9 protein-coding genes and 3 pseudogenes are annotated in these 17701 nt (G+C 38.5%); 1 reads left to right on the plus strand and 11 read right to left on the minus strand.

Translation table 11 applies throughout. From position 1 onward, the window contains the following. Positions 1–35: 35 nt before the first annotated feature. The gene (locus V7K56_RS22030; protein WP_334913578.1) at positions 36–1226 is read right to left on the minus strand and encodes a PP2C family protein-serine/threonine phosphatase; all 1191 of its coding nucleotides are present in this window, start codon (positions 1224–1226) and stop codon (positions 36–38) included. Positions 1227–1376: 150 nt separating this feature from the next. Between V7K56_RS22030 and V7K56_RS22035 the strand changes: the two genes are divergently transcribed. After that, positions 1377–1805: an ATP-binding protein gene (locus tag V7K56_RS22035; protein ID WP_334913581.1), complete on the plus strand. Its 429-nt coding sequence runs from the start codon at positions 1377–1379 to the stop codon at positions 1803–1805. Between the two features lie 20 nt (positions 1806–1825). Here the strand turns inward: V7K56_RS22035 and V7K56_RS37195 are convergent. From V7K56_RS37195 to V7K56_RS22080, 10 genes and pseudogenes are all read right to left on the minus strand, one after another. Next, a pseudogene (locus V7K56_RS37195) lies at positions 1826–3076 on the minus strand (ATP-binding protein); the annotation flags it as partial. Positions 3077–3319: 243 nt separating this feature from the next. Next, a pseudogene (locus tag V7K56_RS37200) lies at positions 3320–4264 on the minus strand (PAS domain-containing protein); the annotation flags it as partial. A 5-nt stretch (positions 4265–4269) separates the two neighbouring features. Then, the gene (locus V7K56_RS22045; protein WP_334913585.1) at positions 4270–4794 is read right to left on the minus strand and encodes a Rab family GTPase; all 525 of its coding nucleotides are present in this window, start codon (positions 4792–4794) and stop codon (positions 4270–4272) included. A 50-nt stretch (positions 4795–4844) separates the two neighbouring features. Then, positions 4845–7037, minus strand: coding sequence for an OmpA family protein (locus V7K56_RS22050; RefSeq protein ID WP_334913587.1), 2193 nt, complete (start codon positions 7035–7037; stop codon positions 4845–4847). 102 nt (positions 7038–7139) lie between these two features. Beyond that, a complete protein-coding gene (locus V7K56_RS22055) occupies positions 7140–7763 on the minus strand; it encodes a hypothetical protein (protein WP_334913589.1) in 624 nt (207 codons plus the stop codon). 236 nt (positions 7764–7999) lie between these two features. Then, entirely contained in the window at positions 8000–12712 is a 4713-nt protein-coding gene (locus tag V7K56_RS22060) for a response regulator (RefSeq protein WP_334913591.1), read from the minus strand. A 65-nt stretch (positions 12713–12777) separates the two neighbouring features. Next, positions 12778–14007, minus strand: coding sequence for a hypothetical protein (locus V7K56_RS22065; protein ID WP_334913593.1), 1230 nt, complete (start codon positions 14005–14007; stop codon positions 12778–12780). A gap of 325 nt (positions 14008–14332) precedes the next feature. After that, positions 14333–14545, minus strand: coding sequence for a CopG family transcriptional regulator (locus V7K56_RS22070; protein ID WP_334913595.1), 213 nt, complete (start codon positions 14543–14545; stop codon positions 14333–14335). Positions 14546–14605: 60 nt separating this feature from the next. Further along, positions 14606–14728: pseudogene (locus V7K56_RS22075) on the minus strand (winged helix-turn-helix domain-containing protein); the annotation flags it as partial. A gap of 28 nt (positions 14729–14756) precedes the next feature. Then, on the minus strand, positions 14757–17474 hold the full coding sequence (locus V7K56_RS22080; protein ID WP_334913597.1) for an MGH1-like glycoside hydrolase domain-containing protein: 2718 nt from the start codon (positions 17472–17474) through the stop codon (positions 14757–14759). Positions 17475–17701: the final 227 nt, after the last annotated feature.

Here is a 17701-nt window from a genome sequence, read left to right on the forward strand (position 1 = left end):
GAAAATCCCAAACAAAATATGCAGATTTGATTATCCTAACCAAAATTAACTTTTACTAAAGACAAGTCATCCTCAAGATTTTTTTGAGTATTTAAAGTGAGAATTTTGGCTAAAAGTTGAGTTAGGTTACAGGTATCTTTCTGACTATATTTGGTTAGTAAGTCAATGAAAGCATCGATTCCCCAAATTTTGCCATCTGACTGATTAATTTCATAAGCACCATCACTAAAGATGTATAAAGTGCTATTTTTTTCCACTTCAAAAACTGCATCTTCAAATTGAACTTCAGGTAAAAAACCAATTGGTAAATCTAAGGAAGTTAGCTGTTTAACTTCGATGTTGTTTGTGGAGGTATTAGATAATAGTAAAGCTGGTGGATGTCCAGCGTTGGCATAGATGAGTTGACGTTTAAGGCGGTGATAAACTCCATACCAGATTGTGAAGTATTTATCACCGTGCTTACTCATTTGGAAAGCATGATTGAGAGCTTTTAGGACTTCACTTGGTTGACAAAAGTTAGTGTTTGGTAGAGATTGCGATCGCAAAACATTCAACACAGATACCGATAGGAGGGCTGAACCTACCCCATGACCTGATACATCCAACAAATAAATTGCTAAATGATCCTCGTCAATCCAATGATGATCGAAGCAATCACCTCCTAGTTGTGCTGAAGGAATAAACAGATTTTCTGTAGTTACTGCTCCGACAAGCGGTGAGGGTAAAAGCGATCGCACATAAGCAGCTGCCTCAGACAATTCGGTTTCCAAAATTTGCTTTTGGGTTTGCAAATCTTGATTGAGTGTCTCCAAAGCTTGCTTTTGACTTTGTAAATCCTGATTTAGCTGATGTAACCTTAGTCCTGCTCTTACCCGTGCTTTCAATTCATTCATCTCTATCGGTTTGGAGATAAACTCATCTGCTCCAGCATCAAGTCCTTTAACTCTATCTTCCTCCTCTCCTCGAGCTGCTCCCTTAGCCGTCAATAGAATAAAAAAAGTAGTTGCTAACTGTGGATCTGTTCTAATTTGACGACACACTTCTAGCCCATCTACCTGGGACATCATCCAGTCACAGATAATCAGGGCAGGATGTAGCAGTTGTGCTTGTATAATTCCTTCTTCGCCATTGCTAGCTACAGTAGTCTCATAACCCTGCCTTTGGAGTGTGCTTTTCAGTACTGCTCGCACTGTTGGGTCATCATCAATAACCAGAATTTTAAACATACATTACAGTTTACTAAGTAAAACGATCGGTAAATAGTTACTTTAATTTAAGTTATATGCAAATTAGTTTTTAATGTATAGTAAAAATACTCAAATTAAATAAACTAATTAACGAATATGATGATTTCAAAATATTTTCTTAGTTAAGAAGTGAATCATAAAATTTATCTCAAAGTCAACACAGACCTGACTGCTTCACCTCAAGTTTTGTCTTGGTTCGAGCAGATGAATCAACCACCTATTTCCAATAAACAAATTTGGTGGCAATGTCAAACGCTAATGATGGAAGGCTTTACTAATATTGTTGAACATGCACACAAACATTTACCTATTGAAACTCCGATTGAGATGGAAGCTGTGCGGTTAGATGAATATATAGAAATTCGCATCTGGTCTCAAGGTGAAGCCTTTGACTTAGAAGAGCAATTGCGCCAAACATCTGAATTTGAGGATAACGATCAAGAGCGCGGGCGGGGTTTAAAAATCATGTCTACTATTGCTGACAAATTGAGTTATCATCTGACAGAAGATAATCGTTACTGTTTATTTATTAGTAAATATTACAAAAAAGATTTATAACTGGAGCGGGAAGACACTGACTACTTACTACTGATTAAAAACTCTTGGATGCGTTTAACAAAGTCTTCTAACTCTACGATTAAGTTAGTAGTACCTCGACGCTCTTGGTTTATCGCTAGTTGTTCTAGTTTTTCTGCTGCTAGATGCATGGTTGTAACTCCCATATTGGCACTAGCACCTTTAATTTGATGGACTTGGAGTGCTATTTGCTCAAAGTTATGAGTTGCGATCGCTAATTTAATTAACTCTAAGCGAGGTTGAATATCCTCAACAAATATTTGCAATAGTTCCAATTCAAATTCTGGGTTATTTTCTGAAAGTTGATGCAAGTGTTCCCAATCAATTGGGAGGTCAACCGAATCTATATCTGTTGGAGAAACTTTCTGCTCTGTGGCAGCTGTTTCTTTTGCTCTCAATATCACATTTCCCCAATACTCTAGCGTCGCGGCCAAATTTTCTTTCATCACCGGTTTGCTCAAATAGTCGTCCATTCCGGCATCTAAACACATTTGTTTGTCTTGTTTCATCGCATTCGCTGTCATCGCAATTACCACGGGACGACGACCACTAGCAAAGCTGCTTTCTTGGCAACGATGAATTTGTTTTGTGGTTTCCAAACCATCAAGAACTGGCATTTGGCAATCCATTAGAATCAAATCATAGGGAATTTTTTCTAATAGCTGCAATGCTTCTTTGCCATTATTAGCGATATCAGCACTGTAGCCCAGGTTTTTAAGTTGTTTCAAGGCTATTTTCTGATTCACTAGATTATCTTCAGTTAAAAGAATTCTTAATTTATGTAAGTCAGGAAACGGGGAAGAAGATGCAGAGACGCTGAATATCTCCTGACTCTTGAACACCAGTTGCTCCACTTGCGGAGACTTGATCGCTTTTTGTATCTCCTGTTGGGAGAAGACCACACTGGCTGCTGACTCTTCTGGAATAACAGAAGCGGTAATCGTAAAGTAAAACGTGCTACCTGCATTAAGCTCACTTTCAACCCAAATTTTACCACCCATTAACTCACACAGTTGCTTGCAGATAGCAAGACCTAAGCCAGTACCGCCATATTGTCGAGTAATGGAGGAGTCAACCTGACTGAAGGCTTTAAATAAACGTTCAAGGCGATCGCGTGGAATTCCAATGCCTGTATCTTTAACACTAAACTGAATTTCTTCAGTATTGGCAGCAAAAGAATGATTAATATCGCTATTCTTGCGGGTTATGACTGAAATTTCTATGGTTCCAGTTTCGGTAAATTTAATCGCATTACAGAGTAAATTAATTAAGACTTGGCGCAGTCGGGTAATATCCCCCAGAATCGTAGTAGGAAGTTCAGGAGTATTAAAAAATGTGAGTTTTAAACCTTTTTCTCTAGCTGTAGGCGCAAGCATATAAAGAGCCTCATGAATACAATTTCGCAAAACAAAAGGTTCAGCTTCGAGTTCTAAGTTGCCAGATTGTATTTTAGAGAAGTCAAGGAAATCATTAATAATTTTTAGTAAAGAAGTTCCACTGGTATAGATGGTTTCAACAAAGTCTTGCTGTTCAGCAGTCAATTCAGTATATTGCAACAAATTGGCCATACCAATTACCGATGCGATCGGAGTCCGAACTTCATGGCTAATCATCGCCAAGAATTCTTGTTTAGCAAGTTCTGCCTGCTTTCGTTCAGTCATGTCTCGCAAAATGTAAACATAACCTTGAAAATGTTCAATTTCGGTTTTCACTATTGAGGATGAAAAAGCTACGGGAATTGTTTTACCACTTTTGGGATAACAAACGGTTTCTACTTCTTTTATTAAAGGATTTTTTTCTTGATCGTGGAATCTACCAATATTTTCAATATCACCAATAATCAGTGGATATTTGTTAACTTCTTTAATAAATTTAGTAATAGGTTGACCGATTAGTTCTAATTCATTATATTGTAATAAAATTTGTGCAGCATAATTTACTTTTTTTATCTCACCTGATAGCGTTGTTACTAACAACGCGTCTGCCATTGATGTCACAATTTGGTCAATATATTGTTTAGAAGCTTTTAAGTTACGTAACAAAAGATTTGCTTCATTTGCACCTTGAAATAAAGATTGCTCAAGTACCATCCGTTCTGTAGCATCTTCTACAACGATAGTTAGTTGATTGCTAGAATGGTCTTCTTGGATATTGTTAATAATCCGAATATCAATATATAAAGGAGAAGCAGTATCTGGCGATCGCATAACTCCTTTTAATTCAAAATTATCTTGTTCTCCCTGTAGAATTGCATCAAAGATATCTTCCAGTCCCTCTAATTCTGGAAACACAATCCGAACATCATGACCAAGCTTTGCTTCATTAAGAATATCGGTAAAATTATTTAATCCTAAAGACATCTCTATAATCTTGAAGTTTTCATCAATTATCAAATATTCAATACCACATACAGATAATAAATTTGTCAAAAATAAATTCATATTAATTAAACTAAACGAGTGGCTAAAGCTTGAAATATTTTATCAACATTATTGCCAGTTTTAGCTGAAGTTACATAAGTATCTAATATATTAACTTGATTGGTAAATTGATACATCTGACGAATTTTTTCTAAATATTCGGCTGCAATCATATCTGATTTATTCAGTGCAACAACAATATAACTGTTAGGATTAACAGCTAAAAAAGTTTGAATATGCTCCTGGATATGATTGAGTGTTTCTGCTTGTGTCACATCACCAACTATCACAGCACCTTTAGAACCTTGAAAATAATTGTTAGCAACTGCTTTAAACTTATTACTGCCTTCAATATCCCAAATTATCAATTGTAATTTTTGTTCATTAAGTAGATTTACTTCAGAAATACTAACCAATTTACGAGAGATTTTTACTCCTACAGTTGAAAGATATTCATCACTAAACTGAGACTCTACAAATTGGCGAATCAAACTAGTTTTACCAACACCAAAATCACCAAATAAGCATATTTTTTTAGATATTGTAGACATAGTTGAAGAAAAATAGAGAATGTTTTATCCGAATCATCGCTACTATAAACTTAAAATTGCTTGTTTATCGGTTCTAGAGCAACACAGCGGCTCAACCACAAGGGTTGAGTCTGATCAATTCCTGGTGGTAAATTTGTTCTCTCAATGACCTGTAGGCGAGATGGCTCTATGCCTAATTTAATCAGTGCTTGTTGTACAGCCTTTGCTCGCGCCAGTGCCAATTTTTGAGATTTGTTCTCGCTATTACGATTACTATAACCAATGATTTTTAAATGCTTATTTGGATGCTGATTAAGAAAAAACTTAATCTGTTGAATCTTGTATATTAAATCTGCTTTTGTTAAAGTTGCTGAGTTGTTTTGAAAGTAAAATCGAACTTCAATCTGTGGGGGTTCTACTCGCACAGCGCTAGACACAGATTTTACACCGGGAATTTGTTCAAATGCATTAGCAATAATCTGAGCATCTGTAATTCGGTTGACAGTTCCTTCAACAGCTACTTTACCAGCAATGTATTGAGCAGAAATTGCTATATCGTCAGTCTGATTTAAAACTGCTGTGACTCGTTTGACTTCAGCAGCAGCTAATACGGGGTCTGCTGGTACTTCTACTAATAAAATTTGATTGTCAATCAACCAATTAGGAAAGGTGATTTTGACAGTTTGCTCGGCTTTCTGGCGAAAAAGTTGATTAGGTAATCGTCCTGTTAATTTTAATTTGTTGTGTTCTACTTTTACAGTGAGCCGATATACGGCTAGTTCTGGAACAGAAGTTAGAGCCAACAAAGTTTGATTTTCGATGGAATGTATAACTCCACTACGGTATTGCCAAATACCCCAAGGAATTATAATGGTACTGATAACTGTTAATACTAATATCTGGAGTGGTGAGATTTTTGTTTTCTTTTTCTCCTGAATATCTGTATGTTTAAGTTCTTCTAAAAGTGTATTAACTTCAAGAGGAATTAAATCTGCATTGCCGTCAAACTTTTCAATTAAATCGCCATACTTTTTAATAATTTTGCTAAATACTTGCCGCATTTTCCAAATAAAGTTTTTGCTTGGTTCGCCTTGCACAACAATCGCTAAATAACAGTATCCTGCAACTTCTAAAATTATTTTGGATGTCCCGTATTCAATTGCATCTAATTCTGTTATGCTTCCAGATTGATTGATGCAATCATTGGCAAAGCTGCGAATTGCTGTCAGCATTCCTGCTACCATTTCAGCTTCTAGCTGCTCTACATCAGAATGCTGAATATCTGAGATAACTAAACCAGATGCTTTATGAATCAAGAAAATAGCTTGAATTGTAAATGGTAGAGCTTCTTTAAGAATTAATTCTGCTTCTGAAACTCCCTGTAGCTTGGCACGAATTTTACGTTTAATACCTTCAACGCTGAGGGTTTCTTCAACTTGTCGGTTAATGGCACGGATTGTCTCTGCCATATATTTGGCTATGGTACTACCAATAACTGGGTAGAGTGCATCCACCACAATATTCTGCTCAATTTCAATTTGCTTTTTTATAGCTCGTCCCATTGCCGGAGCGATCGCATCTGAAACTTCTTCTGGAGCTATAATAATCTGTTGGGAAATAGCTAGAGGAACTACAGGTGCGATCGCCTCACTCATGCTAATTTTATCTTGTTCAATGCGACTGCGGATAGTCTCATCGATAATAGGAGCAATTATCTGGACAATTTCCTCTCTCGACTCTGTAATCTTCAGCTTTAAAAGCTCAGAAATCCACGGCAGTAGTAGATTTATTAGCTCTTTCGGGTCGTAAATTTGATGCTCTATTTTTGTTAATTTTTGTTCGAGTTTAGCTGTAATATTATTTATTTCTGATAGTTCATATCCTACTAATATTTCCCGTAATTTTTGCAATGCATCCTCTGAGTTGTCTAATTTTTCTTCAAATTCTGTAACTATTTCAATAGATTCCTCTAATTCTTCTTGAGTAGTTTGTGAGTAATTAAATATATCTTGAGTCAAATTAAAATTTGACTCTAAATAAGCTTCACATACTTCTAATGTCACTGGAGGAAGTTGCAATAATTCAATTTCTTCTGGAATATCCTCATTTTTATCATCAGTTTCTAATGGTAATAAAGGAAAAGACTGCTCAGGGGATTCGATAATTTCGAGTTCGATTAGCAAATCTAGTAAATTGTCAAGCTGTACAGCTATTTCTGGTTTTAGCTCAACAGATTGATAAATCGAATTTTCCACCTGAGTCATCCTTTTTAAAGTGCTGTTAGCGGTAGCGGGGCGTTTAGCCCGTGCTGAGTAGGAGTTATTCTTGCCTTATGACTTAATTACAAATGCAATTCTGCCGTACGATTAAAATGAGTTAACTACTTTTGACAACTTTGTAGTTTCTAGAAGCGGTACAGCAGTATATTCGTCGCTGCGGTCATTAACTGCTTCTCGCAATTTAGGAATAAATTCAGTTTCTTTCAGACGCATTCCTAAGGCAAACAAAGTTTCAGCCATATCGTCTTTAGAAACTTTAGTGTCTGTCAACTGCGAAAAGCGTCGCTCTATTTCTTCTAAAATCAGATCGCGTAATGCCGTGACATCATCTTGTAATTGAACTTTAGTTTGAAAGATTTCATCTCGAATCGAGGTAGTTTGGCTATCTAAGGTTTCATCAAGCGCCTGAACGCTGCTAGAGAACTTTTTATTAAGTCTATCAACCTGTTGCCGTAAGTCAAGAGTTTCTTCTTGAGTTGCGAGACTCAATGACTTCAGCTTTTTATCCAGGGACTCAAACCCTGCTTTTAGTTCAGCAGAAAAGTTGGACTTGAGTTGTTCGACATGCAATCGCGTCTGTTGTTGCAAGAGAGATATATCTGACTCCAGCTTGCTAAATCGATTTTCGTACTCTCTTAGCTGTGTTCCAAGAATAATATCGCGGATCTGGTCAATATTGCCAAGTCTTTCTCGTACATCGTCTCTACTCATCTGACTCATTAGGAAAACCTCGCTTTTCAGGAATCAATTGGGAATAAGAAGTGATGCATTTAACTGACATTTAGGCTAAAAATTCTTAGCTTATGATGCAGCTAACTAACCGAATATACTTTGTTATTATTCCCAATCGGTTAGAATTTATATCTGTAAAATAGAAAATGAGTAGCAACAAATGGAAAATAAGTGTTTTTCATAACTTAATCAGAAAAAATACCTCAGTTAATTTATTAACAAATATTATTATTTTCGGTTGTAGCATTACTATCTTTACAGTTCAAAAAATCTTGGATGCGTTTAGTAAAGTCTTCTAACTCTACGATTAAGTTATTAGAACCTCGACGCTCTTGGTTTATCGCTAGTTGTTCTAGTTTTTCTGCTGCCAGATGCATAATTGTAACTCCCATATTGGCACTAGCACCTTTAATTTGATGCCCTTGGAGCACTATTTGCTCAAAGTCATGAACTGCGATCGCTATTTTAATTAACTCTAGACGAGGTTGAATATCTTCAACAAATATTTGCAGTAGTTCCAATTCAAATTCTGGGTTATTTTCCGAGAGTTGGTGCAAGCGTTCCCAATCAATTGGGAGGTTAACTGCACCTATATCTGTTGTAGAAACTGTTTGCTCTGTGGCAGCTGTTTTTTTAGCCTCAAATATTGCATTTCCCCAACGCTCTAGTGCTTCCGTCAATTTTTCTTTGATTACTGGCTTACTCAAATAGTCATCCATTCCGGCATCTAGACACATTTGTTGGTCTTCTTTCATGGCATTAGCTGTCATTGCAATTACCACAGGACGATAACCACTGGCAAAGTAGCTTTCTTGCCAACGATGAATTTCTTTTGTGGTTTCTAAACCGTCGAGAACTGGCATTTGGCAATCCATCAGAATTAAATCGTAGGGAATTTTTTCTAATAGCTGCAAAACTTCTTTCCCATTACCAGCGACATCAGCACTATAACCCAGGCTTTGGAGTTGCTTCAAAGCAACTTTTTGATTCACCAAATTATCTTCAGCTAAGAGAATTCTAAGTTTGGGGAAGTTAGGAGAATAATAGTTGCGGTTGTTTTCAGAATTTTTCTGTTTTAAATTCTGACTTTTGACTTCTAACTCCTGAATTCTGACTTCTGTCTCTTCTTCTAGCTGCGTTCCTAAAATAGTCATGATGGTATCGAGGAGTCGGGACGGCTTAACAGGTTTGACTAAATAAGCTGCAAATCCTATTTTTAGCGATCGCTGAATTTCATCGCGTTGATTAGTAGAAGTAAGCATAATCAAAGGTAGCCCAGCGATCGCTGAATTTGCTTTAATTTGTTCTCCTAAAGTCATGCCATCTATTTCTGGCATCTGCATATCAATCACAGCAACGTCATAGAAATTTTTTTGCTTGGCAGCCTCCTGAATAGCTTTGAGGGCAGTAGTAGCCGAAGCAGCCTGATCCACTAGCATCCCCCAACGGGTAGCTTGATGGTGGATGATTTTGCGATTAGTAGCATTATCATCCACTACTAACAAGCGCCGATTCACCAAAAGTTCGCCTTCGCCTTCTAAGGAAATAGGCTCAAGTTGCTTGGCGAGAGTTACTTCAAACCAAAACTTAGATCCTTTCCCCAAGCGACTTTCTACGCCCATTTCTCCTCCCATCAAGCTTACCAGTTGCTTGCAGATGGCTAATCCCAAACCTGTGCCGCCATATTTACGGGTGGTGGAAGCATCTACTTGGGTAAATGGCTTAAAGAGTTTGGATTGATCTTCTGGGGTAATGCCAAGACCGGTATCTGTAATGGCAAAATAGATAGTGGCTGTAGTCAAGGAAAGCGAACGCAATTCTGCTCGTAATACTACCTCTCCCTTGCTGGTGAACTTGATCGCATTGCTAATCAGGTTCATGAGAATTTGCCTGAGGCGGCCAGCATCGCCTTGGAGGCGGGTGGGGACGTTGCTATAAATTAATCCTGCAATTTCTAATCCCTTATGATGGGCTGAGGGAGCCAATAATTCCAATACCTCTTCTACACAGGTAGATAAGTCAAAATCTAGAGTTTCTAGTGCCATTTCCCCAGCCTCTAGTTTGGACAGATCCAAAATTTCGTTGATCAGGCTTAACAGAGCATCGCCACTAATGCGTATTGTTTCCATAAAATCCCGCTGCTCGGAGTTTAGGGGAGTTTCTAACATTAAGCTTGTCATCCCCAACACAGCATTCATGGGAGTCCGAATTTCATGGCTCATGTTGGCCAAAAAGGCACTTTTGGTTTGAGAAGCTAATTCAGCTTGGTGACGGGCAATTTCGAGTTCTCGTCGCTGTTGAGTTTCTGCATCTAACATTTGGGCTTGGGCTAAGGCAATACCTACTTGGTCAGCTATTTGCCGTAAAAGATGAGTTTCAAAGCTAGACCATTGGCGAGAACTGCCGCACTGATGGACAATCAGTAAACCGCAAAGTTCTTCTTTGACAAGAATGGGTATGACTAAATTACACTGGACTCCAAATTGTTGCAGTAATTCCAGATGGTTTTTTTGGACTTCAGCTATATCTAAGTCAACAAGCCCCAGATTCGGTTTTTGACGGTACTGCTGTAGATAGTACTGCTGGATGTATTCGGCTTGAAAGTAAGCATCAGTAAGCTTTTTATCTTTAATTGCCAGCCAGCCAGAAATTACTGCTTCAACCACGGTGGCTCCAGATCCATTTGCCAAAGGCTGATAAATCAAAACTCGATCGCTATGGAGAATTTTTTGAACTTCGCTGACAGTGATTTGGAAAATTTCTTTGATTTGCAAAGACTGACGAATTTTGAGGGTGATTTCAGTAAATAGTTGCGATCGCAAGTTTTGGCGTTGAAGTTGTTCTTCTGCCTGCTTGCGCTCAATAAACTGCCCTACTTGCTCGCCAATCGAATTCATGACTTTTGCCAAATCTGGGTCAGCTTGCTGGATCTCATGGCTAAAACAGGTAATGACACCGATGATTTTTTTACCACTACGGATCGGAAAACCGAAAGCTCCGTGCAGTTTTGCTTCGGCAGCCATTTGAGAGCGGATGAAACTCGGATCTTTAAGGACATCAGCGATCCAAACAGGTTCAAGACTAGCCCAAACACGACCAGGCAGCCCAATTCCTGGTGCAAATGTGGTCTGCCGACTGAGGATGTCAAATTCTTGCATCTCGAAAGATATTTTATACCATGAATTTAGCAAAGACAGTAGATTTGCTTGCCGATCTAGCATCCAAAATTCACTTAAATCCCATCCCAAACTTTCGCAGATTCCTTGCAGGATTTGGGGCATGGCTTCGTTGATTGTGGTTGACTCTGCCAAAACGCGGGTTGTAACATACTCAGCTTTCAAATGTTGTTCAACTCGTTTGCGTAAGCGCAGCTCCTCAAAGACATCGGTGATGTCGATACCTGTGGCAACAATGTATTCAACGTAGCCCTTATAGTCTTGCAAGGTAGTGTTAGTCCAGGCAATCAGCCGCCGAGTGCCATCCTTAGCTACCCAATAGTTTTCGTACTCCTTGGGCCCTTCACCAATTCGCAACTGCTCAAAAACTGCTTTAACTTGCTCTACCTGTTCAGGAAGTAAAAACAGGTTCCAGAAATACCTTCCTTTCACCTCATCAAATGAGTAACCAGTTATTTGTTCACAAGCTTGATTGAAGCGAACGATTTGTCCTTGTGTGTCAATAACTATTACCAAAGCGCTGGCTGTATCAAGAACTGCTGAGATAAAGTTGCGTTCTTGGTTCAGTGTTTCCTCTGTTAATTTACGCTCTTTTACCTCACGAGAAATTAAGTAGTAGACTATAGCCAGAATCAGAAAACTTAGAAAAATAGCGCTCGCCAGTGTCAAAAGCGTGTTGTTAGCACTGGCTTTTGCAGCTTGTGACTGCTGTTGGAGCAACCTTTTATCCTGATTCTCTATCTCATGTATGACCTTGCGGATATCATCCATGAGATGTTTTCCTTGATTTGTCTGGATTAACTGCAACGCTGCGTCGAATCCCTGATTTTGACGCAGGTCTATAGTCCGCTTAAGTATGTCAAGTTTTGCAGCTATCAGAGGTTCAAGGGTTGCGAACTGCTTTTGTTGGTTAGATTGATCTGTGATTAAATCCCTCAGTTCGACAATTTTTTGATCGATGTTTCCAACTACTGCTTGATAAGGTTCTAGATAACTTTTTTGTCCAGTGAGGATATAACCGCGTTGTCCAGTCTCAGCATCCTTCATCTCGGACAGTAATTCTTCTAGTTTATTGATTTTCTCTTGAGTTTTTTGTACTTGATTATTATTATCGATCAATATGCGTGTGTTCTGATAAGAAATCACGCCAATTAAAACTAAAATTCCCGATGCTAACCCAAACCCTCCAGCTACTTTTTGAAAAAATTGTTTACGTCGCTTCTGCGTCTGTTTGCGTGTATCACTTGCTAATACTAAACTTGCTAAAGTGCGCCGCATTTCTAGTTGTTTTATTACCTGGCGACCGAGAATTCGTAATGCTTCCAATTGTTCTGGGGAGAGGTTTCTTGGTACATAGTCAACTACACAAAGTGTTCCTAACGCATATCCTTCAGCGTTAGTCAGTGGCACACCAGCATAAAACCGAACATTCGGGTCAGAGGTGACAAACGGGTTTGTCGCAAACCTTTCATCTTGTGTAGCATCAGGCACAAGAAAAACTTCAGGTTGCATAATGGCATGGGCGCAAAATGCCAAATCGCGGGGTGTTTCTAGGGCATCCAAACCAACTTTTGATTTGAACCATTGGCGATTAGTATCAATTAAGCTAATTAAGCCAATGGGAGTTCCACAAATATATGAGGCTAAACGGGTAAGGTCGTCAAAGGCAGTTTCCGAAGGAGTATCGAGAATCTTATACTCCAAAAGAGATTCGATTCGCTGTGTTTCGTTATCAGGTAATGGTGCTTTCATTCTTCAGCCTTATACCATTTTGGATTTGAGATTATTTATAGGGTTTACTTTCTGCCTCCTGCCTGCTAAAACCTTATCCGCAACTGTCCTGTCAAAGAATTACTACTGTAGGCACTTCCCCCGGTTTCTTGATTGCGGACATTACTAAAGCTATAGCCCAAGTCTGCTTCTATACTGGGCGAAAGTTTTACCGTACAGCGTGTTTGATAGGTATTGGCGTTGTCAAATTCTCCTTTAAGTCGCTGCCGTCCTAAGTTGGCAGCGAGGCGACAGCGTAAGAAATTAGTAATATCTCCCTCCCAAGCTACCTCACCGTTGTAAACTAGGAAATCTGGTGGAGAAAAATAACCACTTGTGCGTTCTAAATCGCGATCGTAACTCCAAGTGAATAAGTTAGCTACCAAAGAAAATTGTCCGAACTTGCGCTCTAACCTACTAAAAGACTGCACCTCGGAATTACCATCGTTGTAACTACCCAAACGCAATGATGAAAACAAGCTGGTATCACGGTCAATCTGCCAGTATAAATCAGGCCCAAATCGCCAAGCAGTAATTTGATTGTCTAAAGTTCGAGCATTTGATTTATAAAGCCCTTGTTCTAGATTACCTGATAGTACTACTACCGATAGCAATCGACCTGATGACGAAACTCGCGGCGGCGAAATGGAAGCCTCCACCTTAGCATTGAGATTGATAGCTGTGGGTAAACGATTGAATACATCGACTCCGGCTGCTGTTTGTAAAGTCACTTGTCCAATTTTTCCTTGCCATCCAACTTGCAAGGGAAAATTGGTTACTGATTCAACACCGCGTTGCTCAAATAAGTTAAAACCTGTCTTGAAAAATATTTTATTGCCATTTCTCAATCGAAACTGAACTGTTGGTTCGAGGAAAAAATTAGTTTGCCCAAAGTTGTCTGTCTCATAGTGATAGTCTGTATAAATACTTTCCAAAACTGCATCAGGCGTTTTTGGTTTGGTGGAAGTTGTTGGTGGACTAGAATTCTGCGGTGGTGGTTCGGGTAGCGATGGTGGTAATCGCAAATCAGGATTGAAGTTTTCGGGTGCCGCCAGCAAAATAGGTATTGGTTTTAATCGATAGGGGAGTGGTTTTGAGTATTGCTCTGCTGACTCAGGATTTACTGTGGTGATTTGCTCAGTCAATCCTAAAGATGATTTCCAGGTCTGATGTGCTTGGGCTGCTTGTAATTTAGCTTCTGATAATATCCAAATACCTAAGCTACAGATTACTGCCGATTGAATCTGTAGGCATCCCAAAAGAAATACAGTGTACAAACTATATCGAGAAACAAAAAGATAAGGTCTAAAACTATATACCATCGGTTGATACTATATTTGTAAATGAAAAACTTGCTGCCAAATAGTTTTTTGGCTGCTAGCTGATGTATTCGGATTGGGATTATGATGCCCATAATCGATACTTGTTAAAACATAAAAAAGGCAAAAAATGTAAAGACGTTAATTTGGCGGGATATAAAAGTTACCAAGTGCATGAAGTACATATTAAAATCTCACCCCAACCCCTTGAAAAAAAAGGGATTGGGGGTGAGGTTAAGTTGTACCTCATTTTGATTAGGAAACGCTATATTCGAGTAGATGGTTACTGTGATTTTGAGCAACTACCAACAGTGATTGTTGAGTTTGCTGTTACCATCCCAGAGTTTTCAGCATTGTCAAACTCAAGACTTCGGAGCAATTCTCGAATTACATCTGTTGCTGGTCTTCCTGTGAGAGTACAGTATTGTTCAAGTTTCTTCATTTCCTCGGTTGTGAGATTTACTGTCAGTCGTTTAACAGCCCATTTTTTCTTCATAATTTTCTTTTATCTTCAATATATTGCTTTTTATTGAAATCACCCACCAAGTCATTACGATTACTCCCGTAGTGCATAGCCTACACCATGGACTGTATGAATCAAACGTTTTTCATTTTTTTCTTCTAACTTGAGTCGCAAATAACAAATATAAACCTCAATAATATTAGAATCACCCATGAAGGCGAGAGAGAATCGGATTTGGATGTTGTTATGTTAAAGCGATCGCATTTTGATCCTTCTCTATTTTTGGTTCTCGATCCTGTGCTTCATGTGCTTCATATTCACCAAATTGCTGGATTAATTTCGCAACTAAACCTGTCCAGCCAGTTTGATGACTAGCGCCAATTCCGGCTCCATTATCACCATGAAAATACTCATAAAACAAAATCAGATTTTGCCAGTGTGGATCGTTTTGAAACTTTTGCATTCCACCATAAACAGGACGTTTACCAGAGGCATTTTGCAAGAAAATTCTGGTTAACCTTTGAGATAACTCTGATGCAACTTCCCAAAGTGTCATCATTTGACCAGAATCTGTCGGAGATTCCACTTTGAAATCGTCTCCTAAATAATAATGAAACTTTTGTAGAGATTCAATTAGGATGAAATTCACCGGAAACCAAACGGGGCCGCGCCAGTTAGAATTACCACCAAATAAACCACTACTAGATTCAGCCGGTTCATAATCGACTCGAAATTGCGAACCATTGACATCAAAAATATAAGGATTTTCAGCATGAAATCGAGAAAGTGCCCGAATGCCATAAGGGCCAAAAAACTCACTTTCATCCAGCATTTTTTGGAGAATACTTCTGAGTTTATCTCTGGAAACGATCGCTAGTAATCTCCTCGCACCTACTCCTTTTGTTTCCATACAAGCGACATTTTGCCGCAAGTCAGGACGGTTTTGGATGAACCATTCTAATCGCTTTTTAAAACCGGGAAGCATTTGTAAAGTTTCTGGTTCAATAGTTTCAATAGCAAATAGAGGAATTAATCCTACTATTGACCTGACTTTTAAAGTAATTTGTCGTTCTGATAAATGTAGCACATCGTAGTAAAATCCATCGGAATCATGCCACAAACTAGCCTCCATTTCACCCATTTTATTCATAGCATCTGCAATGTAAAGGAAATGCTCAAAGAACTTGCTAGCAATGTCTTCGTAAACAGGATTAGTCTTTGCTAATTCTAGAGCGATCGCTAACATATTCAAACAATACATTCCCATCCAACTCGTACCATCAGATTGGTCAATACGTCCACCTGTAGGTAAAGCCGCACTGCGGTCAAATACACCAATATTATCTAAACCAAGAAATCCCCCTTGAAAGACGTTGTTACCCTCAGTATCTTTGCGATTTACCCACCAGGTAAAATTGAGCATCAGCTTTTGAAATACCCGTTCTAAAAACTGTCTATCTGCTCGTCCATAAATCTTTTGCTCAATCTTATAAATTCGCCAAGTTGCCCAAGCATGAACAGGTGGATTAACATCACCAAAGGCCCATTCGTATGCAGGAATTTGCCCGTTAGGATGCATATACCATTCCCGTGTTAAAACATCCAACTGATACTTAGCAAAATCGGGATCAATCATTGCCAAAGGAATGGTATGAAATGCCAAATCCCAAGCCGCAAACCAAGGATATTCCCACTTATCGGGCATAGAAAGAATATCTTTATTGTAGAGATGAAACCATTCCCGATTTCTGCCTTGTTGGCGTTCTGGAGGTGGCGCTGGTGTATTGCGATCGCCTTTCAACCAATCTTCTATAACATAGTGATAATATTGTTTACTCCAGAGCATTCCAGCAAATGCTTGTCGTTGCACATTTCGCATATCTTCACTGAGTGGAAATGGTGTAACGCGCTGATAAAAATTATCTGCTTCCTGTTGTCGTTCCCAAAATACTCTATCGAATTCTTTCCCAAATGGCTCAACTAAATGAGGTACATCACTTAATCGCAATTTAACGATTTTAGTTTCACCAGCACCGATTGTTAAAAAATAATCAGCAGATGCCTTGGTGCCAACTTGATTTGGATTTACTGCCTCTTTTTTACCCTGAATGATATAGTCATTAATACCATCTTTTACATAGGCAGATGAATTAGAATAGCCAAACAATCGCTGATAATTTGTTTCGTTTTCTGTAAAGAGAATTTCGTTTGCTTCCTGACAATACAACCATCTTTTAGCTAAGGTTGGATGAAACGCCTCAACTAGATGAAAGCCATTACCAGATTCGACCTCTTTTAAAGTCGGTTTGCTGGTATCCCCATTCCAAGACCAAGTATTACGAAACCAGAGAGTGGGTAATAGGTGTAGTGTCTTTGCTTCTGACCCTCGGTTGATTACTTTAATTTGGATGAGAATATCTTCAGCAGAATTTTTGGCATATTCGATAAAGACATCAAAGTAACGATTTTCATCAAATATACCTATATCTATTAATTCAAATTCTGGCTCGTGGCGATTTCTGCGTTGATTTTCTGCAACTAATTGGGAGTAAGGAAAGGCTTTATGGGGATATTTGTAAAGCGCTTTCATGTAAGAATGGGTAGGAGTATTGTCTAGATAAAAGTAATATTCTTTAACATCTTCTCCATGATTTCCTTCGCTACCAGTTAGACCAAAAATTCTTTCTTTGAGAATAGAATCTTCACCATTCCAAAGTGCGATCGCAAAACAAAGTCGTTGATGATTATCAGAAATGCCAGCAATACCATCTTCACCCCAACGGTAGGCGCGAGAACGAGCTTGATCGTGGGTGAAATAGTCCCAGGCTGTACCATTAGGGCTATAGTCTTCGCGTACTGTTCCCCATTGGCGATCGCTCAAATATGGCCCCCATCTGCGCCAATGAGCTTTGTGACTCAAAGCTTCTGCTAATCTGATTTCTTCTTGAGTTAAATTTGTCATGATATCACCCTGTGCATATTTGTATTTTAGTTCAGTTAATTTGCTATCTAAAGTATCCCATTTCTACTTAAGATAGCCTGAAGTTATAATTAATAATTGATAGTAAAATTGGTATTATAAAATTTATAGGAGACTTAGTAAAAGATAATTTTAATTTTTATTAACAACCAAACTTAATTTAATTTCGCGTTGAGTTTGGAGTAAAAGTGATAACTAAAAACTATACC

It is taken from the genome of Nostoc sp. (assembly GCF_036917535.1).
In the GTDB taxonomy this organism is placed as follows: domain Bacteria; phylum Cyanobacteriota; class Cyanobacteriia; order Cyanobacteriales; family Nostocaceae; genus Nostoc.